The following is a 22,808-nucleotide window of genomic DNA, read 5'->3' on the forward strand; positions in this document are numbered from 1 at the left end:
CGATAAATGCTGCGCTGCACCTAGGTTGCCGTCCCAATTTTGTACGTATTTAAGCCAGTTAACGAACTAGTTTGCACTATACTATATATAGGAGCAGGAAAATTGGAGGTATCGGATATGAACTCATCTATAGAAAAAGATCCCTATGAAGCCATAGTTAAAATAGAGGAAATAATCATTTCTAAAACAACCGGAAACAACATTGATGCATTGAAAATACATTTGAGTATTCAATGTGATTTGGAACATTCAGGAGCTGAAGGAGAAATTGTTGAGCTTGCTACAGGTAAAATCATATACCGATGTCATAAACAAACCATAATAGACAAATAAATCTCTGTAACTCTCCACAGCTCCTATCCATGTTTATTGCTTTAATACTTCAACTTACTATAAATACTAGAAATAGAAAGAGACCCTCATTTTAAGTTTCCATTTCCAACCCACAGATTAATGCATTTGCGTAGGTATTTCCTGTGTTTAATGGATCGATTACTTGCTCGGTGAAGGAATAGAAATGTCCCTTCCCTAAATAGAAAAAGCGATAACCACATTCCAAGGGCACATCATGAAAAACGCGATTCATTTTTACATGAATTCCAGCGGTAGCACTAAATTGCGCTGCGGTATCCCTAGAGAAAACATTGTCAGGAAGTGTCTGACCGTCCAGTGGGCTCTCTTTAAAATCACGAGCATTGATAATATTAGGGCCAATACCTGCATCAATAATTAATCCATAGTTCGGGTTCTTTGTATTAAGTGCGGCACGGGCCATTACATAAATAGGGAAATGCTCTACATTATAATGGTATGATAAATTTTTGAATAAGCCCTCTTGAATTACATACCCATTTACTGAAGTTTTAGCCAGATAATAAGCATTTAGCCCATAGGCCATATCAAATAATTTAGTATGGTGACCATCCACGAAATAAGCCAGACCAACTAAAAAATTTTCATCCGTGTGATTCGTTACAGTAAAATCATCACCAATTAATCCGTCAATGTTAATATGCTGCGCTTGACCTTGATGCACCCAAGAACCGCCCGCCTGTATCAGTCCGTAACCATTTCTATGTACAGGGGGATGTGTCTGAACGTGCCCGGCAGAACTTGCTGTTGATGAATATAATCCCAGTAATAATAAAGTGCAGTAAATTTTTTTTTGATTAAAAAACATTCATTCTTCCTATCAATCATTTAGCCAAAAGTATTTTTAGGGCCGCTAACTTATTCCAGCATATATCCTTAATTTTTTTAATCTATCAATCTCCACTAAGAATTACAACATACTCTCTATTAATAGCAGCACACACAGCAGTGTAAAGATATATAATATCAATTATTGCAAGCGAAGCTAATGTATTATTAAATAAACAACTTTACTGGCAAGGAAGTCTTATCTATGTATAAACGAATTATGGTAGCTGTGGATGACACTAAAGCCTCCATTTTAGCATTGAAAGAAGCAATTAAAGTCGCAAAAAACCAAAACTCCAAGATATGCGTGATTCACATAATTGATACGCTGTACGAAGGTGATGTCGATAGAGAGTCATTTGTTGAGCTCACCAGAAAACAAGGACAAGAAGTTTTAAACTCAATGAAAAAAATAATCAGTCGCTCAAAAGTAGAATTTGAAATGAAACTCACTGAACTAACCCCCTCTAAAGCAAAAATTGCTGAAAAGCTTGTTGATGAAGCAACCGGAATATCTGCTGACTTGATTGTTATAGGGGCTCATGGTCGTCGTGGAATTCATCATCTACTTACTACCAGTGTTGCGGAAGAAGTCATACGCATATCCAAAACCCCAGTATTGCTGATTAGAGGTTAGAGATAAGAGAAAATTAATTCATTAAAACTTTGTGTCGCTTCTTCGTACGATTGGCATGATGGTTTGTTCCTAGATATAAATATTCCTGTGTCATTGATTTGACAAATAATTTTTTGCGTTTATAGGGTGTAGTGTCAACACACCCTATAATTCGAATTATTCTTTATTAATAAAAGTTTAATAATCACTTCATTAACTCTTAATAATCTTGTGCTATAAATTACTAGTTCATTAATTATTCATATTGATACAAATATGCCGGGATTATACTCAAAACAAAGAATAAATTTCGACTCATTGACTGATACAGACCTGTCACGATATGAATATCATCGTACTTTTCGTAGCGCTATTGGTCTATCTGCTACCAGCTATTCACAGCAACAAGCTACTGATGGAATTTACCAATGGGATAACATTGCACCAGAAATTGCTCTTGTTATCCTGCAAGATGCTAAAAAACAAAAAATTAATATTCAAGATGAAATAACTCAGAGCATAGGATATGAGAAATTCAATCAGGAACGCTTAAAAAAAGCGATAGAGAAATTACAGTGTAATCCACGTTATGCTTTGTTTGTACAAAAATTAGCATTACATATTACCGCTAAAAAATCTACGGAACTGACGCTGGGACACTTAGCGTCGGCGGGAATTTTCACTCTGGAACAATTTGACGAAGTATTCATTCAATTTTTGTACGTACAGAAAAAATTAACTAAGAGCTTCCCTAATTTCGACAGGATAACAGAAGAAGATGATTATTATCAGTTCATTGCTTTTATGGCAAATGAACCATTATATGAATCTTTTCTCCGGTCATTTACTTATTATCTTGCTGCTGAGTTTAATAAGAGACGAATCAAAAATAGCCAAGTAGAAGTGCCTAAAGAAATTGATAGTCAATCACTATTAAATTTTTTCCATGCAATGGGCTATGATTTAACGTTACAACCACCCAAATCAAGACCGCTACAAACAAATACTTTATATATCACATTATTCCATGACAAATTACACTATACGGTCATTGACCTAAGCGGCAGTGAAATTACCGCAACAATTAATTTCAGCGAATGTAATTTTATTGTAGATGAAAAAACTACTGAAGAAGAGTTAAGAAGCCATTTACCTGATCTTTTAAAAATCACATCTCAAAGAGGTCATACCGGAGATACTGCACTGCATGATACTGTAGCCTTAAGAGATAAAGGAATCACTTTTTTGGAGAGTGATGTTGGCACAAGCTTATTTTTATCTCATTTGCCAGCAGTCGATCTGGTGAAAGATGAAGGATATAAGTTTAATCTTTATCAGTGGCTAAATCAGGGAAATTTGGATCGCTTAAAAGATTTTTTAGCTACCGGAGCATGTCAACGTTATAACCAAGCGCTAGATACTTGGATAACACAAATAAAAGAACCCGCAGAAATAAATGAAAAATGTAAGAAAGAGATCAATGCAGTTGGTGAATTAATGAAGAGTATCACCGCCCTAATCGCTAGCCTTGATGATAATCCAAATGCAAAAGATAAGGCATTAGATGAAAAAATAGCTCAATTAATCATTCATTTAAAAGAAATTAAAAAATTTTATAGCAGCACCCCACTCTTAAAACCTGGGGATGAGTTGCCTTCAATAACAGGTAATTTTGAAAATTTTATCAAAAAAATCCTATTCCTTACATCCAATGATAAAGCAATTCAATATGTCCCAGACGGTCAGGATACAGATAAAATTTGGAAATTGAACTTGGTAAATTTAGTTAATGGCTTAGTAAATGATAGAAATTTTGTTACCGCACGCGATATAAAAGTTAAACAAGGCCAATCTCTTTTAACAGATGAATCAGGCATTGTTTTACCTCCTCTCCTTGTATTTAGAGAACAACTTAAAAGAAAACTAACAACATATCTTAAAAATGATGTTCATCATTATCATACCGTTCGAAGTTATCAAAATGATAGCTTAAAGATGACCCAAGCACCTGTTGTTTTTAGAGGGGGATACCTAAATGACTCCTTCGAAGAAACAGTTTTTTTTGCCAAGAAAATGACTCGAACTGGCGAATACTCTGCTGACAGCCATTTATTAGCTGGACAGGAAAATAATGTTAAAAAGCATGAAATTCGCTCCGGAGCAGCCGCTACCTTCGCAACTACAGGGGTTGGTGGAACACGTTCAGTTACAGATAAATTTGATGTGGCCCTCAAATTTGGTGGTATGAAAGATGTAAAGATTCTCTATATCGTTCGTGGTAAAGAATCATTTCATTCTCAACCTTTTGCAGAAATTGTGGGTAAGTCGAAATTAGGTGAAATTGCTTATACACATGTTAATCCTCATGATTATGTCATGACAATCCTCTATAACCGAAATAATGAAATACTTGATGTTATTCCTGGGAATTTAAATGGAGAAATACAAGGTATCAGTGAATTAACCAAAGAAGTGATTCATGCAGGGATTGAATTTTACAATAAAAAAAATGGCGATAACGGGGCATCCACCACTCTGGTGAAGCTACCAACACCTCCCGGACAAGAACATAGGACAGCAATTCATCTTTCTGGGGAAAAACCGTTGCTGGATGTCCTTCATTCTTATAAAACAGAGTTGACTCCATCAGTTAAAGTAACAAAACCTTATAGAAAAAAATTGGATAGCATCAGGATCACACGAGGCACTCGCGAAGGTCATAAAATGCTTTCATTAGAAACATTGCGTTCTGAAGTAGAAGTCGTTATGCCACGAAGAGGAGAGGAACTGGCTCCACCCGCAGGTTCATTTAAATTAGTTCCCGGAAAAATAAATAAAGTGAGGGAAGCTGCTGTTGAGTATTTCAATATGAGACATGTTATAACACTCAAAGGTTTTAATCGATGGAGTCTTCGGGAAAGAAAATTACAGGAAACATATAATCGTATATTACAGCCTAATTTTATGGAAGGTGATATTCAGGAGCAACTAGAGCATGCTAATGTTGCTCATGAAGAATGGTTAACTGATGTCCTGGTACCCAAATTGCAAACAGCATTGATGCTTCATCTTTCAGCACGATTAATTACAGATTACCAAGTTGATACTGAAGAAGTGAACGCACTCGCACAAAATTTATTTCATGAAATCTTGAAATCAAGCAATCATTATCCTCAACTCACAATTAATTGGTCAAAAATTTCTGCTTCACTGAAAGAAGAAGAACTACATCAGCGTTGTGTCCAAAATGCTCACGAAAGGATGGAAAAAATATATCCCTCCTTGGAAAAGAACAACCACGAATATCAATCAAAATTCGAATCATGTTTAGTCATGGCAAAAAATAAAATCCAAAAACAATTAATAAATAAAATGATGTCCGAATTTTTGGACAACAATTTGGGCTATTTCGCTCAACAATATAATCTGGAAAAGAAAACAGTTTATTCATTTGCCGATAATCGTCATTTAGTCTTTTTAGGTCCAGCAGCTAGTGGTAAAAGCACTATTTCCAATCAATATATTAAGAGAGAACAAAGAAAAGATTATGTCTCATTAGCCACAGATGATTATCGAGGCATATTTATGCCATTTACAGAGGAGTTTGAAAAACAGGAAACCGATCAAGTCTTTATCCGTACACAAGATAGCGCTTATTTGATCAGTGAGCTTGTTGAAGAGCGTATTTTAGGTCAAAAAGACAAAAGACCCAATGTAATTATAGACGGTGTGACTTATAAACCTTCACAAAAAGCTTTAGTAGAAAAAAATAATAACTCTGTTGTAGTTTGTGCGTGTTTGGATGATATGTCTTTGGCCGTTAAACGCTCTTATGATAGAGCAAAACAAGAAGAAAGTGGTTCGGCTGATAAAGGACGTTATGTGAACACAACCAGTTTACTTCATATGCACAAAACGGCAAGCATCAACCTATTAATTTCTTGTGCCCCTAATACAACTGTTGCGTTTTATAATACCAACATACCTCGCGGTGCAACACCTCCATTGATTGCTACAGTAGATACGCATGGAGAAAAGACGCTAACTATTCATCATGATAAAGGTTCCTTGGCATGTTTGGCCTCTTTTTTCAATAAAGCACGAGTGAATGTTCAAGCTAAAAGTAATCAACATCTTTTTTTAGACAAATTAAAACGGCCTGAATTTCAGATTGATTCATTATTCGCAGTAATGGATTATGGATTTAAAATTGTTTTAAATGGTGAAAATAACATGCCTTGTTTAACTGTTAAAAAAGAAGCGGGGAAAATAATTATGGAGCTTCTCGAGCCAGAACAAGTCAAAGATAAAATCCGAGAAAATACAGCTGAAAAACCCTTATTACAAATGCTTTTGTTGTATGGGCAACACGGTAGTTTGAAAGCAGTTCAGAAAGAATGTTTGATGCATGAAGATATTGACTTAATGGTCGAACAAATCATTGACTCCCAAGCAAGTTTACAGCGGGCACTAGTAGGCGATAACAGATTATCAATTTAAAAGACAACTTGAAACTATAATATATAAAGTGAAAAATTAATGTGATATAAATCATTTTTAAATTAAAAGGAAAATCCAATGGATGCTCGTTTACTAGAAAAAATCACGCGCGAGAAAGCTAAAGTAGCACAGTTTATTGACTCTATGCGCGATATCTTTGAGAAAACTCCTGATGAATGCGAGAAAGCGAAACGTCTTGAGGTATTTGATACTTTATTACTTTTAGCAACCTATGCTCAAGCTGCAGAGCTTGAAAATGAGTTTCAAATAGCGTTACCTGACAATGAACTTAATGATTCAATTACTTATTTGTGTCAACAGCTTCGAGAAATCAATGGTATTTGCCAATGCTCCTTTAGCGATGAGCATAGTGTATATCAGGATTTACTTGCTGAGCTCACTCCAGAAAAAAAACAAGCCGTGCGTGATCTTTTAAGTAAAGAAATTTCCGAACTTATTTTTGAGAAAACAAATACCAGATCAATTCGCTTAGGGATCTAAACCTACACTTTAAAATAAAATAAACAATCAATTTTACCCACTTTACAATAGATTCTTTCAAAATTACTTTCGTTAAGTGTTTACTTTGCTCAGTAAACAATTCTTTGAGTTAAGTTCAAACAATAGCACTATAATAAAAAATGAGATAAGATGGCGCTCTGTTGTTTTCTCAGGAGAAATATTCTGAGTACCTTTTTTAATGCCACATATACAGCAGCTGCTGCAATTTATGCAGAATTTAAGTTCTATCCTTACTATAATTTTGGCTTTCATCTTGATGCCCTTACCAGCTTTTTCTGTCATATATTTCGCGCCCTGTATGACTTTACTGCTTTTTTATTACGAGTAGTCACTACCCCATTTTTTCTTTTAAATCCCTTTTTTTGGCCCAGTTTACCAAGCCATGCTTTAAATCTTGTCGATGATTTGGTAGGTACTGCACTCAGTGTAGTCAGTATTGCCATTCATCCTATTCTTTTCATTATCCGTACGTTAAGCTCTATGATTCGAGGTTATGATGAAGGAACAGATTATGATTGGGGTGCAGATCAAGAAGAAGAAGATCTAAAAATGGCGATGACAATCTGGTAACGACCAGGATTTTATCTTCTACTAGAGCAAATTTTCATCCACTTTTTAGAGTTACGCCCTACTGCTAGGGTACAAAAGCTCCCTTTTTTAAGAAACTCATAATTAACTGCCTCGTTTTTGCATTATTCATAATAAAAGTATGGTTGGAATTAACAATCACTGGCTCATTTTGTCCTTCTAAACGAGCAAACTCGGGTGGTACTTTCGCATCATAGCGTCCTGCTATGATCCCTATTCTAATGCTTGGTACCGATATATGATGCACGTATGAGGTTTGATCAGAACTCAACTCAATCAATGGCTTGATTGGAGAAGTGAGCATGGGAAACATTTCAGTAGAAAGCTTCGCCAATTTTGAACCTTGATTTGGTGGCGCCAACATGATGAGACTGCCAATATTTTTTAATTGTTTTGCTGAAAGGCTGGATAACGCCTCTCGGGTAATAATGCCTCCAAGACTATGAGTAATAAAATTAATTTTAACACCTGGATTTTTTTCTAATAAATTTTTAATAAACTGATGCAGATAAACCCCGTGCTCTTGAATACTGTATTTTGCAGAAGGATAGCTATAGGAATAAACAAGATAACCTTGTTTTTTTAGATAAATTTTTAATGGCCACATACTCAGAGATGTACGCATCAAACCATGTATTAATACAATAATTTCTTGATTTTGTTTTGGATTGGCATGAGCAGAAATAGAAGTTGTATTGGTTTGCTTCTTGTTATCAGGAAAAAATGCATAAGCTTGAACCATATAACTTATCCCAATAAAAACCATCAGAACAAGTCGAGCAAGCAATCGATTTTTATTAAGAATGATTCTGGTCATTATCTCTCTTTAATTTATACTCAGCTCATCATTCTAACTAATTTTTAACGAAGATAGCAGACGGTTCAAAAAGTTTTCCCATCAAAATAGAGTCTGTTTCCAGGGAGTAAAAGCTCTCTATCTCAACCTCGCATATTCTCTCATCCATCAGTGGATTAATTTGAGTTATGAACTATTTTGATGGATGGATCCCTGCCTTCGCAGGGATTACAAAGCGCTCAAACTTGACTGAACGCATTTGCCTCTCTGGACTCTGTCATCCCTGCGAAGGCAGGGATCCATTTGCGATGTACATCCTGGAAACAGACCCTTGTGCTTCATTAATTTGCATCATTTTATGCTCATAAAATGTACTATAAATTATCTTTTTTTCTGACTTGATGGATTTTCTACCTATCTTATGGTACATGATATCAATATTTAGGGCAGGCATTGGCGAAGTAATGAATTCTTCTCTGGGTGTCTGTTATAACGAGAAGCTCATCAGTTAAACCCAATAATAATCCAAAATTAGGAGTTTGTTATGTTGAAAAAAATGATTATGATCTCTCTTTGTACGATTAACTTATCTGCTTTTATTCCTGCTTATGCAAATGAGGATTTAAACTGTAAAGTTGAAGTTGCTGTTGCTACACCACCCGTGCAATTTAATCAAAACGTCGCATTTAATGTGACTAATGAATTTGGTTTAAGTAAGTCCTTAACATTGTTCGGTGGAAAAGCACCTCAATTTATCGATAGATTGCCCTGCTCTCCTACCCCTCTAACAATCAGTGCAACCGTGTATTCAACACCCACTTTGTTTCAAGGACCGGCTATTGGTCAATGTGTTTTAAAAGCAGGGCCGGTTATTTTAAATGGTTCGGATAACAGTGTTTCAGTAGTATTTCCTTATGATTTTAATTGCCCTTTTTAATTGGAATATTTTGCCTGCATCACCGAAGATGTAGGCAAATACCGTTTGGATATACTTTTTTTAAAGCGAGTCATTATCTTTTTTGCTGTACATTCCCCAACTTGCGCCAATACAAGTAAATACAGCTCCCAGGAGAAACAGTACAAAAATTATAAGTGCTCCTGAAGCCAGATTTGTTGGAGTCACATTGACTTCTACTATAGCCTCTTTTTGGCCATTCTTTGTTAAAGAAGAAATTTTGGTAGTACCAACAGGAGTGGAAATTTGATTCACTGAAATTGGAACTGCTACTACTGTTCGGGAAACAGAGTTGGTATAGGTTACTACATATTGACTTAAAAGTCCTATCAGTGCAGCGCCCAAGATTAACGCCAAAACCCAGGTAGTAAAACCATAAATGATCCCTAAATTACGTTCGGGACAATAAAATCGCCCTAAGTAACCAGCGACATAACCAGCGACAATCGTGGAGATCACAATACCAATACTTATTCCCAAAAAACCACCCACAGCCACTAGGACTGATCCATTACTCATCGTTTTAAAGGCACTTAACCCAATAGCAATTCCCAATAGATTTAATAAAAAACCAAGGCCCAGTGCGGTTAGGGCACCAACAAAAACAGCGGTCCAAGAGATACGTTTGTGTGAATGTATATGGCAGTGTTCGTGATCCTGTGTATTTTTATTTACCATTTGAGCCTCCTTATATGATTTGCTCTTGGGCTGTTATTTATATTCGATTGTATAATATGGATTAATAAGTTGTTTTTATTAGAAAATTAACCCAAGTATTTTTATTTTTCAAGATAGCATGTCCCAAGCTATAAATGCGTAGATCCATCTTAAAACTTACCTTAAAATTCAGCTATTTGCTCTACATTCCGAACAATGTTTTTCGCGATGATACCTAAAGGCAAATCGTTATCATCTTTACCAAAAGGCTCCTCTAACTCTTCGGATAACATTTCCAAACCTAACAAAATATATACGATCATGACCATCATTGGAATAATCAAAAATCCGAAGGTATTTACCCAACCAAAAGGGAACATGATGGCATAAAAAAGCATTGCTTGCTTTACAAAAAAAGCAAAAGCAGGAGGCATAGGGGTATTTGCGATTCGTTCACAACTTCCAGTCATGTCAATCAAATTGGCTAAATGGATGTCCAGCGCTAAATATTGCTCCAGTTGCAACTTATTTTCTTGACGCAATTGATTAAGAATGCGATACATTTTTTGGGTTATCAAAAGTACGGGGTTTTTTCCTTCGAACTCATGAAAGCGTAAGGAAAGCAACTCCGTTTGGATCACTTTATTTTCTTTGCGTAAATGAGATTTGAGAACAACAGGTAATTTTTTCAATAATTCATAAAAATCAGGGCATTCATGTAAACCAATAAAAGCATCAAATTTTAGGCCTAAGTTTCTACAATTATTAACGACTGAACCCCATAAAATCCGCCCTTCCCACCAACGCGAATAACTGGTATTTACCCTGAAACTAATAATTATAGTGAGGATAAAGCTAAAAATGAGATGGAATTGACCTAAACTATAGCGTGTCGCATTTTCAAAAAAATAAGCGATTGTTTCAGCGTACAGCACGATAATTATCGTTACTGGTAATAGTTTTTGAAACACTTTTTCTTTATAAAACAAGAAAAGATGATGCACCCAGGTTAAAAGATTATGTGATCTCATCGATGCTTACCTTACATAAAAAAATACAGTGTAACTCGAGTATTATCGTTAAGCAAAACTCCTTTCGTGACATACATCATTGAACGAGTTTAAAATGCGCCCTCAATTCAAATAAAAGGATGTATATTATGTTGACTTATATTACCGAACTCTTTAACAGTGCTCTTGAAGGATTTGATGAAACGTTTAAAGACACTCCTGCTCATCAGATTGTTTTCGCTACAGCAGCTCTTTATTTTCTTTGGCAGCAATACCCTGCAATTGCTCAAGCCTATCGAGCGCGAAATAATACTACATATAAGCAACGCGTGATTGATACAGCCTATAGCTTGGGTAAAAACTTACCCCAGGTAAAGGCGCACCTAGATAAGGAGTTAAATAAAGATCTCCAAAGTACCAAAGAGAAGCTCAAGGAATTACGTGCTCAAATGGCGCTCCAAGATAAGATTCCTGAAGAAAGCACTCCTCCTGGTTTGATTTTAAAAGAATTCGGTATCAATCCCGAAGAGTGTCTTTTTAATTTCTCCGGAATAAAAAGTGATGATAAGGCAAGAAAATTTGCTGTGCAGAAAGGAGATGGACAAGATTCCGGTGCGCTCTATGCCGTTCACCCTCAAGAACTGACTGAATTGCTTAAAGAAGTATATGCTAAAACTGCTTTAACAAATCCTTTACATGATAAATGGCCACGCATTATCGCCATGCAAGCTGAGATTATCCGCTGGTGTCAGGAATTATTTGGTGGCTCTAAAGAAGGTTATGGTCTGATCACACACGGCGGCTCTACGAGCATTATTGAAGCAATGGCTGCTTATGTAATCCATGCACGTGCCAAAGGAATTAAATATCCTGAAATTGTAGTTCCTGAAACAGCACATGCAGCGTTTAAAAAAGCAGCCGACTTGACAGGGGCTCGGCTCATCACCGTTCCAGTCGATCCCAAAACGGGCACAGTTACTGCGAATGAAATGAAGAAATACATTTCGAGCAATACTGCCGTAATTGTTGGCTCCGCACCTTCTTTTATGAATGGCATTCATGATCCGATTAGTGAATTAGGCCTATTAGCACAGGAAAAAGAAGTTCCATTTCACGTCGATGCGTGTTTAGGAGGTTTTTTAACTGCTTTTCTCGATACCTCAAAGAATCCTATGGATTTTCGTGTTAAGGGAGTTACCTCAATTTCCGCTGATTTGCATAAGTATGGTTGTTGTCCTAAAGGAACCTCTGTGTGCCTATTCAGTGATGACTCTCCTGCTTTGTCGGTATATGCTGCTTTAAACTGGTCAGGTGGACTTTACACGACTCCCGGCATTTTAGATGGTTCAACCAGTGGTGCACGAGTTGCAGAAATATACACCACACTCTCATATTATGGACGTAAAAAATATCAGGAAATTTCTGAAAGTATCATCGCAATGCGTCAACGGCTTCAAGACCGAGTCGAACAATTATCGAAACACAATGAATCGGGAAATAAAGACATTTATATTTTTAGCAATCCGCAATGGTCCATACTGGGTTTTCGCAGTGATACGTTAAACGCTCATTTAATCGCTGATGAATTAGAAAAACGTGATTGGAAATTGAATTTATTGCAAAAACCTGATGGATTTCATCTATGTTTGACGCACGTACATACTTTAGTTGAACATTTTGAAGATAAGTTCATTCATGATCTACAGGAAGCTATAGCCGCAGTAAAAAAATATCCTGAAGATAAAAAACCCACCGGTAATGTTAAAGTCTATGGCACTATAGGAGTTTTACCCACAGCAGTACAAGAAATGGTATGCAGACAATATCAAAAAGCTCGTCTTTATTATGAAGCAACCTGCAGCAAATTAGGATTGTTTTCAGCCTGCAGTAAACAGGAAAAAGAAATGGATAAACCAGAAGTTAAGAATGATCTAAATCCCTAATTTTTCTCAGTTCCACATGACGGACTCGAGTTAGATAGACTCAGTCCGTCAAGAGGCCTAAGGAGACCCTGCATAAAGGTTTTTCTGGATTGCCCCCTTCATTTAGGCCGGTTAAGATAGATAGAATTAAAATCTAAAGGAATGGATCCATGAGTGATTTTTTTCAAACACCTCCATGCTTGGGCAATCAATATGATGAAGATCGAGTTTTAAAGACTTATCTGGAATGGAAACTACCCTCTTCCATGTTGACGCAAATTCAACCGGAGTTGCATCACCTTGGTCAGCGAGTTATTGAAGATATCTATAAATTAGGACAAGAAGCTGAAGCATTTCCCCCCAGGCATGTACCTTATGATCCCTGGGGCAAGCGCATTGATCATATTGAAGTGTCCCAAGCATGGAAGGAGCTTGACAAAATCTCTGCAGAAGAAAAATTAATTGCCATAGGTTATGAACGGCAGCATGGTGCTTTATCACGCATACATCAATTTGCCAAATTGTATTTGTTTCATCCTTCATCAGCAATCTATACGTGTCCTCTAGCAATGACCGATGGTGCTGCTCGTGCCTTAGAGCTTTATGCAGATGAGTCCTTAAAAAAACATGCATTTCCCCATCTAACCTCTTCTGATCCGGCCTACTTCTGGACTTCAGGTCAATGGATGACTGAACGAACAGGAGGCTCTGATGTCAGTGGCACCTCAACCATTGCCAGACCAGATGGCTCCCATTTTCGTCTCAGCGGCGTTAAATGGTTTACTTCTGCCACAACCTCACAAATCGCCATGACTCTTGCCCGTATTGAAGGTGCTCCTGAAGGCAGTAAAGGACTCAGTTTGTTTTATCTGGAACTTCGTGATCCAGCAGACAAACTGAATGGTATTCGTATCAATCGTCTAAAAGATAAATTAGGTACTCGCGCCTTGCCTACAGCAGAACTAACTTTGGAGAACGCCCCTGCCCTCTTAGTTGGAAATGCAGGAGATGGAGTTAAAAAAATTTCCTCTTTGTTTAATATTACACGTATATACAATGCATGTTGTGCCGTTGGTTACATGCGTCGTGCTCTTGCACTTGCTCGTGACTATGCAACAAAACGCGTTGCATTTGGCCATACTTTGTCAAAGCACGTACTCCATCTGGAAACATTAGCAAGTATGCAAATAGAATTTACAGCAGCATTCCATCTGGTTTTTCATGCCATTGAACTGTTGGGAAAAGAGGAATTAGGTGAAGCAACAGAAACTGAACGTACTGTACTAAGGCTTTTGACTCCTCTAATCAAACTTTATACGGCTAAACAGGCAATTTCCTTAGTTAGCGAAGCCTTAGAAGCTTTTGGCGGAGCGGGCTATATTGAAGATACAGGACTACCACAATTATTAAGGAACGCACAAGTTTTATCCATATGGGAAGGCACAACCAACATTCTAAGTCTTGACGCATTGCGCGCTATGCATAAAGAGAATGCAGCGGTTTTTTTTCTTGAAGACATCAAAAAACGATTGAGCCAGATTAACAATAAAGAACTCATTCAATCTCAAGTGAAAACTCAGCATACCATTCAAAAACTGCAAAATTATATTCAGTCTATGCCGCAGATGAGTGATGAAGAGCAACAAGCAGGAGCACGACAACTTGCTTTTGCATTAGCACAAACCTATGCAGCAAGTTTATTGTTAGAACATGCTCAATGGTCTTCACAACACAATAAGGATACTCTGCCGACAATCACTGCAATTCGATGGTGTGAAAAAAATCCACCTGAACTGCTTGATTTCTCGAAAAGTCATAGAAAAGGATCCCAAATATTGGCCATGGATTATAATGACTTTCACTAGAGGGATCTCCAATCTCCATTTTCACAAAAATTTTTTCCTTCTTCCTACGCATCACGTAAACATATCCCTACATACCGCTTTATGCGGTATCCAGGAGATCTTATCTTTGAAACAAAACCCAGAAGTACACCAAAACTTTCTTCTGGATACCGCGCATAAAGCGCGGTATGTAGGATGGTTGTACGCGGTAGGAAAGAACGTTTAATGCAGTACGCTAAAAATTGAAAAATTTCATGAAGTTCTCTCAGGCATAAAGGGTATGTGTAGGATAAAAAGTATTGCATTAAATTCTAAATCTCTTTATTGTTAAGAACTTACCAATAAGTAATTTTATGTAAATTAAGGGAATTTATGAAAAAAATAGGACTCTTAATCGGTTTCTTGTTTTTCTTCAATCAGGGTTTTGCCAAAATTCCAATTGTTGCGCCTCAACCCACCTCATGTATTACCGGGAGCTTTAGCGCAACAGGCACAAAGCACTGGCAAACCGTTTCCTTAAAATTAACTAACAATTGCAATCAAACGGTAGATTTTCAAAACTCTACAATAACATTTTCTAATAGCAGTAATCTTAATACATCGTTTTGGGGAAATTTCGCACCATTATCTTATCCCATTAATACATTACAAATTACATCACAACCTCAAAGTGGAGGCACCTATTTATCTTCGCTCTCGTTACAGTTTCCAACGTATCCGGGTGCCAACAGCAAATTGCCTAAAGGAAGCTCCTTTACTATTATTTACGGGGCTCCTACTGCAGATTACATAGGCAATAGTGTCCTTGTCTATTTAAATTCTCCAGTATCCACGGGCAATATTAATTTAATTAATGCCACAACAAAACCTGCCGATGTATCACAAACCTATGCTTTAGTGAATTTAACTTTAAATGGACAAATTGTGAGTGCGGTACAAGTTCCCTGGTCTGGACAACAACTCATAGCTGGCCTGGCTGCGGGAATTTATACCGTTTCACCGACTCAGGTTACAGGCAGCAATGGCGTCGTGTATCAAGGAGTAGCAAGTCCTGCAAGCCTGATGGTTTCTGCAGGCACCACTGTTTCTTCTACTCTTACCTATACTGCAAGCCAAACAACGGGAAACATCAATATCTCTTTAGCTGCATTGCCCTCACAATTATCAGGCTACGCTGGCATTCCTACCGTCACCTTAACCCGTATGGATAATCAAAGCGCAACCAATACTCCAGTTCATTGGAATACGATTAATGTAATCAGCCAGTTAGCCAATGGAGTCAGCTATACTTTTTCTACTCCAGTAATCGCATATAATGGGTATCATTGTACTCCAACGTTTGCCCCAACATCGGCTACCGCAGCAATTTCTGCTCCAACAGTGCAACTTACCTATAATTGCGTTCAAGTAACGCAGGACAATATTCCTGTTACGGTCACGGGAGCTCCCTCCTCTCTTTCTTCTATTAATGCAACTTTTACACCCACGAATGGTTCACCTGTAACTGCAACAATTTCATTAAGCAATGGAGCAGGAACAGGCAATGTCAGCTTAACTGATGGAGCAATCTATACAGTAAGTGCAACCGTAGTGAATGGTTATACAATCAGCTATTCTCCTCAACCCTTAACCGCCTCATCTTCTGCTACTGAGACAATCACATATACCCAAAATACAAGTACAGGCGGCAGAATTATAGGTTATCTCCCCGGCTGGCAAACACCACCACCCGCTACTGCATTGGCAAATGCAGGTTATACGCACATTCTTGTAGCCTTTGGCGTGTTTAGTACAACATCTCCAGGACAAATTACTTCTGCCTTCGATACCGTATCAGCAAGCTACATTCAATCCCTACATAACGCGGGTATTAAGGTATTACTTTCTTTAGGTGGTGCTTTAACCAATATTCCCAATACCACAGTAAATTTCCATCAAGTAGTATCTGCTGCTTCCTCACCTACAGCATTTCAACAGACGTTCATTAGCTCATTAGAAAGTTTATTAACCCAATACAATTTTGATGGATTTGATTTTGATATTGAAAGCGGGTTAAACGCAGGGGGAACGTTTACCAATCCTACCGGTGATATCGCCGTTTTAGCCAATATCATCAATGCTATGCATACCAATCATCCGAATTTACTGCTTACCTTGGCCCCGCAAACTGCCAACATCGCCGCCACATCAGGATTTGATGCAACCTGGGGAAATTACGCCTCTTTAGTAATGCAAACTCACCAATCCTTAGAATGGATTGGCATTCAAATGTATAATGCAGGCTGTACTTTTGGCATCGACTTAATTTGTTATGATCCAAACAATACAAGCAGCCCGAATGCTTCAGTAGCCATGGCAACCGATTTACTAGAAAATTGGCCTGCAGTTACCAGCACAGGGCAACAGACAGGGTTCCAACCTTATATCAGTTATCTAACCCCATCTCAAGTTGTCCTTGGTTATCCTGCACCTAATGCCTCAGGACAAAGCGATGGCTCCCCTGCAGCAGTCATTGGTACCATCAAACGAGCCATCCAATGTTTGCGCACTGGTGTTGCCAGCCCATCAAGTTGCGATACCTATATTCCACCACGAACTTATCCAGAATTTGGAGGCGTGTTTAATTGGGAAGTAATTCATGACCAAAACAACAATTATCATTTTGCAACCAGCTTAGTAAATTGCGTCGTTAATGGTAATTGTAATTAATCAGATTATATGATTTTTTCTAACTTTAAGCCTTGCTCTTGCGACAAAAAAAGCATAGTGTGAAGCAGTGAATGTACTAAGTTCTCTCTAGTAATACTACGCTCCTCCGGGACTTGTTCAATAGTGAAAGCATTGACAGAACCTACAGATAGTGTGTAATTATTACCCTCTCTGTTGCTCATCTTGACGTGACTTGCATTGTACTTATCTGGAAGTATTATTCCAGTATTAACTATAAATTTTTCTACATACCGGGCATGTGGATTAATTAGTTTCATACATTCACAAAGAAACTGCTCTTCATTTTCCTTTGATAATTTCTGGAAATCTTCAGGAAGATATTGTTTTGCTGTAGCGTGTAGCTGCATTATCTTAAGCTCATCACGATGCAACATGGTTATCTTTTTATTCTTAGCTTTTATCTCAAGATATTGTTCAATTTCTGGAACAAGATTGCATATAATTGTCAATGTAGTAGTATTTTCTAAAGCTAAATCCAGAGGAGTTATCCCCTGTTTATTTTTTTCATTTAACGCTTCAAAACGCTTCTCTTGTGGGAGTAGTTCCAATAATTTTTGCAGAGATTCCACATCGTTTACAGCCAGGTGCAATGCGGTTTCACCATTTTTGTTCTTTTCTTTGATCACCTCGAAGCGTTTTTCTTTTGGAATTAGTTCCAATATAACTTTCATTAAGTCTATTTTTTCTGCCGCCAGATTCAGCACACTCTTGCCATCTGTATTCTTCTTTGTTACTGCGCTGAAGCGATTTTCCTCTGGGAATAACTGTAGTAGCATTTGTAATGATTCTGGCTTATCTGTGGCAAAATATAGAATATCATATCCATATTTAGTTGGTTTTGTTATCGCTTCGAGACGGCTCTCATGTGGGAGTTGTTCCAGTATGATCTTAAGCGAAACTGGATTGCTTACAGCCTGATGCAGCATCGTTTCACCAATTATACTTTCTTGTGTTACCGCCCCAAGAAGTTTCTCTTGTGGAATTAGCTCAAGTAATTTTTGCAGTACTTCTGGGTTGCCTGTTGCTTTATATAAAACAGTATAACCATTTTTATTTTCCTCCATTATTGCTTTGAAACACTGTTCTGGAGAGAGTCGCTCAAGTAGCTTTAGTAGTAATTCCGGTTTTTCTGCAGCTCGTTGCAATAGAGTTTTACCACCTTCACCCTGCTTTGTTACCGCCTCGAAATATTTCTCTTGAGGGATTCGCGCAAGTAACTTTTGCAGTGACTCTAGATTGTCTAAGGCATGATGCAAAAGAGTTTCACCATTCGCGCGCTGCTTTGTTACTGCCTCAACATATTTTTCCTGAGGGATTCGTTCGAGTAATTTTTCAAGTGAATCGGGTTTATTTATCGCCCAATGAAGTGCGGTAATACCATATTTATTTCCTTTTGTTATTGCTTCGAAAAATCTCTCTTGAGAAAATCTCTCGATTAATTTTTGTAGAGACTCTGGATACATTGTTGCCAAATGCAATAAGATCTCACCATTTTCATTTTCCTTTGTTACTTCATCAAAATAATCATTACCAGAAAGTGGCTCCAAGAGGATTTGTATTGATGTTGGATTTACTAGAGCCAAATAAAGTACATTCGGTATTCTTACCGCTTCAAGACGCTTGTCCTGTGGAAGCAATTCCAATATCTTTTTTAGTGAATTCGGATTATTTTTGGCTAAATGAAGTACGGAAAGCCCTTCTTGATTTTGCTTTTCTACTGCATCGAAACGATCAGCTTGAGGGAGTAGCTCCAGTATTTTTTGCAATAAGTCTAAGTCGTTTGAAGCCAAATGTAATATGGTAAGACCTTTGTTATTTGGCTTTATTACCGCTTCCAGACGCTTATTTTGTGGGAGTAATTCCAGTATTTTTTGTAGTGATTCAGGTTTGTTTATCGATAGATGTAATGGAGTATATCCCTGGCTAGTTTGCTCTGTTATTGCCTTAAGACGATTATCTTCCGAAAGTCGCTCTAATATAATCTGTAGTGAGTCTGGATTATCTACAGCAAAATGCAAGATGGTTTTGCCGTAGTTATTTCTCTTAGTTATTGCCTTAAAATAGTGCTCTTCTTCCTTGAATAATGGTAGAAGGATTTGAAGAGATTCTGGATTGTCTGCCGCCAAATGCAATACAGTATCTCCATTTTTATTTCCCCTTATTATTTCCTCATAACATTTATCTTCCTCTATAAATAATGACAGCAAGAATTTCAGTGAATCTGGATTGCTTGCAACGAGGTGTATTATGGTTTCATCGCTCTCATTAAGGTGTGTAACCACAGCTAGATGCTCTGTTTCTGGAATAAGCTCCTCTAACAGTATTTTTAGCAGCTGGGAATCATTATAAAAAAGCTGAACTATTTCTCCGAGCTCCCAAAAAGATAACTTCGCATCTTTTAATACGTTAAATACGAGCTTAAATCGTTCCGGAGTGAGTGAAGATAATATGGCATATAGTGTACTTACTCTATCAGTCTCGTCTGATTCAGAGCTCGTATCCATCTCATCTTGACACAATTTTTTCATAAGATGAGGACTTGTTATTGCGAAAAATACTTCTAATTTATCAATTGGTGTCTCATGAATGAATACTACCAACTCTTCAATATCATTAAATACAGAAGCTAATTGTTCATTACCTCCTTCTTGATACATTACTTCTTTGATTTCTTCATGACTTAAGGTCATTAAGGCGCGTAGATCCGCTAAAGACTTAATAGTTACTTGGATATTCAACCGCTCTAATAAAGCCTTAGTAATAGGTAAAACATCTAATCCTTGATATTTATTTTCCTCTAAGGATTTACGTAATATATCCTCTGCCTGCTTGACTTCCTGCTCTTTTTCCTGAATGAGGTTAGCCATTGTTTGTTCACTACATGCAATCGTACTCAACAAAGCAACATACTTTTCTTTGAGCGACTGCAAATTAGTGCGTCGGGTAGCAATACAGGTCGCTAGATTTTCTGTTGCATCCATATTTTGACTTGAATCTGAGGATAATGACAGCAGCAAATCTATTTCGCTTCGTAAATCATCTGGAATTTTTGTTTTTTCGTCATCTAGTGTTTGATAATATTCACTAAAACGAATAATAGCTGGGTAGGCACCAGTACCTGCGTTTTCTTCATTTCCAGTCCCTTCACTTGCATCATTTAAACGTAGTTGTCTAATTAACTCGGTTAAATGTCCCAGTAAATTACTCTTATCGCTTTTTAATCGTTCCAAACTTTTTCTTGCTTCATCCAGCGCCCGTGACTCTGGAGAGTGAGCGGCCATGCGATACATTTCTTCCGAAGATATTTTTCTATAGTCTGTACTATAAGGATTAATAGGATTTTCAGTATTATCTAATAACACCTCTATGGGAATAAGCATTGAGCTATCAGCACTTAACACATATTGGGATAAAATCGTTGCGATGTCGTAAGTTGGGACCAACCATTTTCCCTCCCTTCTACATCCATTGTTTTCTCTGACCCATTGGGCTTTTTCTTGCTCTAATGTATTTAATTCTCGGAGTTTTTTGGTATTAAGTGATTTTATTGCAAATCCATCTGACATTTCTAACTCGTGTAACACTTTTTGTTGTTGACCTAAGGCGTTTCTATATTCATCTATTTCTTTTGCATTACCCTCTTTATCCTTAGCCTCTAATTCCTTTATTTTAGCTCCTAGCCGGCTTATTCTACTTCTTAGCTCGACCATTCTGCTTTGTTCATCCTCCGAAAAAACCTCTTTTAGCTCACTTCGTTCAACCAATAAAGCGTCTAACTTCTTTTGTTTCCCCTCGTCCCAGAAAACAGTTTGCTCTATGGCCTTAAGTGGACGATACCCCCCCATTATCGACTCCATATGCAACTCAGGCATTAGAAACTCAAGAGGCACTAAAGGTGAATGCTTGTCCTTGTCTAATAATTTGTTTTTATGAGAACATACCAGCTCAGCTGCATAGCACAGCACCTTCGTTGTATCAGTGTTCGGAATCGCTGTATAGCATACCGCCGAACCCTTTGTTTTTTCCCAATGTTCCTTAAGGTAATCTTCTAAAAGCTTATAAACTCCCTCATTCGTTGGTTCTTTTTTAAGAATCGTCTCTAAAACTTCTCTCACCTCGCGAACATGAGCATTATAGACTTTCTCCATAAAAGATAAATCACTGTCATCCTCAACAAAAGACAGTAATTGAAGCCTTTCTCTTAATATTTCTAAGCTCATAAAAATCTCTTTACAAAAAATAAAAGTTACTTTTAGTATAGTTCGTGGAATAAGAGTGGAGCAATTTGTAAATCATTAACTTGAGGAAAGTTAACACTTATTCACAGCTAAGATGAATACACAATCGAAGAGAGGGATAATGTTTTTCTTGTTAACTTATTGCTTGATGAAATCAAGCATTGTTAATTTATAGATTAATTAGGGTTATTTTGATACAATTAATTTTTTATAGAAAAGGTGTGCAAAAAATGCTTCCTAAGTTTAATGAAAGTATATTATTAGAAAAATATGATCCAATCAACAAAAGCCTTAACCTTTCAAACCAGGGAATTTCAGATGAGCACATAGAGAAAATCTCCAAATTCATCGAAGAACATAATATAGAAAAAGTAAATTTAGATAACAACTATATTAAATCCCTCCAAGGATTTAAAAATAATAGATCACTAAAGGAATTAAGCCTTTCTTTTAACTACCTACATGCCAGTGGTGTTGAGGAGTTTTGTAAAGAAAATGATACCTTAGAATCACTTAATGTATCAAATAACACCTTAGATGATGAGGGAGCTGAATACGTGGCGTTACATAAAAGCTTAAAATTTTTAAATATCAGCTCAAATAGATTGTCTAACAAGGGAGTAAAGAGCATTGCCGAGACTCAAAATCAAAATCTTCAGTCGCTAAAGATTGGGGGGAACTATTTTGATGCGGATGGCGTGGTTATGCTGGCAGATAATAAGTATTTCAAGGCGTTAGACTTAAGTGAATCTTGTATTGGTTATGTTGCCCCTAATTTACTGCAAATAGCAACTACTCCTTTTAAACTTGCGCCTCTTGATGGTAATCTTCATCATTCCGATATAGATGAAGAAGATGCAGAAAATATAGAACAACCGACACTGATTGAAACAGAGAGTTTAAAAGGAATAAAAGCATTGGCGAAGAGTCAAAATCTTACATTATTAAAAATTAAGTATGGAAGAGTTTCGTCTGAGGGTATTAAATGTTTAATTTCTGCAGTAAACGAAAACAGTATTAGGGTTTTAAAATGCTCGAATTGTCATGACCCTAAAGCTGAAAATTACGAAGAAATGGAGCAGCTATTATTACAGTTAAGCGAATGTTATTCTAAAAAACCAATGAGTAGAGGTAATATTGTGTTTTTTAAATCAAACACAGAAGATGATACTTTATTGACAGAAAAATCTTCATGTCAACCCTAAAAGGAGATAGAGTCGTATCTCCTTG

At 37.1% G+C, this 22,808-nt stretch carries 15 protein-coding genes; 10 read left to right on the forward strand and 5 right to left on the reverse strand.

Translation table 11 applies throughout. The features are described 5' to 3' along the window. The first annotated feature begins 117 nt into the window (after positions 1 to 117). The gene (locus tag Ltuc_RS09985) at positions 118 to 333 is read left to right on the forward strand and encodes a hypothetical protein (RefSeq protein WP_058521116.1); all 216 of its coding nucleotides are present in this window, start codon (positions 118 to 120) and stop codon (positions 331 to 333) included. Between the two features lie 91 nt (positions 334 to 424). Here Ltuc_RS09985 and Ltuc_RS09990 read toward each other — a convergent pair whose 3' ends face one another. Beyond that, the gene (locus Ltuc_RS09990) at positions 425 to 1,180 is read right to left on the reverse strand and encodes a hypothetical protein (protein WP_058521117.1); all 756 of its coding nucleotides are present in this window, start codon (positions 1,178 to 1,180) and stop codon (positions 425 to 427) included. Between the two features lie 225 nt (positions 1,181 to 1,405). Here Ltuc_RS09990 and Ltuc_RS09995 point away from each other — a divergent pair, with 225 nt between their 5' ends. The 4 genes from Ltuc_RS09995 to Ltuc_RS10010 all read left to right on the forward strand — a co-directional run bounded on the left by Ltuc_RS09995 (position 1,406) and on the right by Ltuc_RS10010 (position 7,408). After that, on the forward strand, positions 1,406 to 1,837 hold the full coding sequence (locus Ltuc_RS09995; protein WP_058521118.1) for a universal stress protein: 432 nt from the start codon (positions 1,406 to 1,408) through the stop codon (positions 1,835 to 1,837). Positions 1,838 to 2,092: 255 nt separating this feature from the next. Beyond that, the gene (locus Ltuc_RS10000; RefSeq protein ID WP_058521119.1) at positions 2,093 to 6,316 is read left to right on the forward strand and encodes a zeta toxin family protein; all 4,224 of its coding nucleotides are present in this window, start codon (positions 2,093 to 2,095) and stop codon (positions 6,314 to 6,316) included. A gap of 78 nt (positions 6,317 to 6,394) precedes the next feature. Continuing rightward, positions 6,395 to 6,817, forward strand: a complete 423-nt coding sequence (locus Ltuc_RS10005; protein ID WP_058521120.1) for a hypothetical protein — start codon at positions 6,395 to 6,397, stop codon at positions 6,815 to 6,817. A 150-nt stretch (positions 6,818 to 6,967) separates the two neighbouring features. Next, a complete protein-coding gene (locus Ltuc_RS10010; protein ID WP_058521121.1) occupies positions 6,968 to 7,408 on the forward strand; it encodes a hypothetical protein in 441 nt (146 codons plus the stop codon). Between the two features lie 64 nt (positions 7,409 to 7,472). Here Ltuc_RS10010 and Ltuc_RS10015 read toward each other — a convergent pair whose 3' ends face one another. Continuing rightward, positions 7,473 to 8,243, reverse strand: a complete 771-nt coding sequence (locus tag Ltuc_RS10015; protein WP_058521122.1) for an esterase/lipase family protein — start codon at positions 8,241 to 8,243, stop codon at positions 7,473 to 7,475. Positions 8,244 to 8,766: 523 nt separating this feature from the next. On the opposite strand from Ltuc_RS10015, the gene Ltuc_RS10020 reads away from it, so the two are divergent. After that, entirely contained in the window at positions 8,767 to 9,159 is a 393-nt protein-coding gene (locus tag Ltuc_RS10020; RefSeq protein WP_058521123.1) for a hypothetical protein, read from the forward strand. A 60-nt stretch (positions 9,160 to 9,219) separates the two neighbouring features. Here Ltuc_RS10020 and Ltuc_RS10025 read toward each other — a convergent pair whose 3' ends face one another. Both Ltuc_RS10025 and Ltuc_RS10030 read right to left on the reverse strand, forming a co-directional pair. Continuing rightward, positions 9,220 to 9,855, reverse strand: coding sequence for a hypothetical protein (locus Ltuc_RS10025; RefSeq protein WP_058521124.1), 636 nt, complete (start codon positions 9,853 to 9,855; stop codon positions 9,220 to 9,222). 161 nt (positions 9,856 to 10,016) lie between these two features. Beyond that, positions 10,017 to 10,865: a bestrophin family protein gene (locus Ltuc_RS10030; RefSeq protein ID WP_058521125.1), complete on the reverse strand. Its 849-nt coding sequence runs from the start codon at positions 10,863 to 10,865 to the stop codon at positions 10,017 to 10,019. 128 nt (positions 10,866 to 10,993) lie between these two features. On the opposite strand from Ltuc_RS10030, the gene Ltuc_RS10035 reads away from it, so the two are divergent. The 3 genes from Ltuc_RS10035 (at position 10,994) to Ltuc_RS10045 (ending at position 17,319) form a co-directional block, all read left to right on the forward strand. After that, a complete protein-coding gene (locus tag Ltuc_RS10035; RefSeq protein WP_058521126.1) occupies positions 10,994 to 12,787 on the forward strand; it encodes a pyridoxal phosphate-dependent decarboxylase family protein in 1,794 nt (597 codons plus the stop codon). A gap of 149 nt (positions 12,788 to 12,936) precedes the next feature. Continuing rightward, on the forward strand, positions 12,937 to 14,631 hold the full coding sequence (locus Ltuc_RS10040; protein ID WP_058521127.1) for an acyl-CoA dehydrogenase family protein: 1,695 nt from the start codon (positions 12,937 to 12,939) through the stop codon (positions 14,629 to 14,631). A gap of 351 nt (positions 14,632 to 14,982) precedes the next feature. Next, on the forward strand, positions 14,983 to 17,319 hold the full coding sequence (locus Ltuc_RS10045) for a glycosyl hydrolase family 18 protein (RefSeq protein ID WP_058521128.1): 2,337 nt from the start codon (positions 14,983 to 14,985) through the stop codon (positions 17,317 to 17,319). Positions 17,320 to 17,324: 5 nt separating this feature from the next. On the opposite strand, the gene Ltuc_RS10050 is transcribed toward Ltuc_RS10045, so the two are convergent. Continuing rightward, the gene (locus Ltuc_RS10050) at positions 17,325 to 21,560 is read right to left on the reverse strand and encodes an ankyrin repeat domain-containing protein (RefSeq protein WP_058521129.1); all 4,236 of its coding nucleotides are present in this window, start codon (positions 21,558 to 21,560) and stop codon (positions 17,325 to 17,327) included. Positions 21,561 to 21,808: 248 nt separating this feature from the next. Here Ltuc_RS10050 and Ltuc_RS10055 point away from each other — a divergent pair, with 248 nt between their 5' ends. Further along, positions 21,809 to 22,783, forward strand: coding sequence for a leucine-rich repeat domain-containing protein (locus Ltuc_RS10055; RefSeq protein ID WP_058521130.1), 975 nt, complete (start codon positions 21,809 to 21,811; stop codon positions 22,781 to 22,783). The last annotated feature ends 25 nt before the right edge of the window (positions 22,784 to 22,808 follow it).

Origin of the sequence: Legionella tucsonensis (assembly GCF_001468035.1) — a bacterium.
GTDB classification, from domain to species: domain Bacteria; phylum Pseudomonadota; class Gammaproteobacteria; order Legionellales; family Legionellaceae; genus Legionella; species Legionella tucsonensis.

Coding starts and splice junctions, on each gene's coding strand:
- Ltuc_RS10040 (WP_058521127.1), top strand. CDS start 12,937: ATGAGTGATTTTTTTCAAACACCTCCATGCTTGGGCAATCAATATGAT.
- Ltuc_RS10025 (WP_058521124.1), bottom strand. CDS start 9,855: ATGGTAAATAAAAATACACAGGATCACGAACACTGCCATATACATTCA.
- Ltuc_RS10020 (WP_058521123.1), top strand. CDS start 8,767: ATGTTGAAAAAAATGATTATGATCTCTCTTTGTACGATTAACTTATCT.
- Ltuc_RS10030 (WP_058521125.1), bottom strand. CDS start 10,865: ATGAGATCACATAATCTTTTAACCTGGGTGCATCATCTTTTCTTGTTT.
- Ltuc_RS10000 (WP_058521119.1), top strand. CDS start 2,093: ATGCCGGGATTATACTCAAAACAAAGAATAAATTTCGACTCATTGACT.
- Ltuc_RS10010 (WP_058521121.1), top strand. CDS start 6,968: ATGGCGCTCTGTTGTTTTCTCAGGAGAAATATTCTGAGTACCTTTTTT.
- Ltuc_RS10015 (WP_058521122.1), bottom strand. CDS start 8,243: ATGACCAGAATCATTCTTAATAAAAATCGATTGCTTGCTCGACTTGTT.
- Ltuc_RS09995 (WP_058521118.1), top strand. CDS start 1,406: ATGTATAAACGAATTATGGTAGCTGTGGATGACACTAAAGCCTCCATT.
- Ltuc_RS10005 (WP_058521120.1), top strand. CDS start 6,395: ATGGATGCTCGTTTACTAGAAAAAATCACGCGCGAGAAAGCTAAAGTA.
- Ltuc_RS10045 (WP_058521128.1), top strand. CDS start 14,983: ATGAAAAAAATAGGACTCTTAATCGGTTTCTTGTTTTTCTTCAATCAG.
- Ltuc_RS10050 (WP_058521129.1), bottom strand. CDS start 21,560: ATGAGCTTAGAAATATTAAGAGAAAGGCTTCAATTACTGTCTTTTGTT.
- Ltuc_RS10055 (WP_058521130.1), top strand. CDS start 21,809: ATGCTTCCTAAGTTTAATGAAAGTATATTATTAGAAAAATATGATCCA.
- Ltuc_RS09990 (WP_058521117.1), bottom strand. CDS start 1,180: ATGTTTTTTAATCAAAAAAAAATTTACTGCACTTTATTATTACTGGGA.
- Ltuc_RS09985 (WP_058521116.1), top strand. CDS start 118: ATGAACTCATCTATAGAAAAAGATCCCTATGAAGCCATAGTTAAAATA.
- Ltuc_RS10035 (WP_058521126.1), top strand. CDS start 10,994: ATGTTGACTTATATTACCGAACTCTTTAACAGTGCTCTTGAAGGATTT.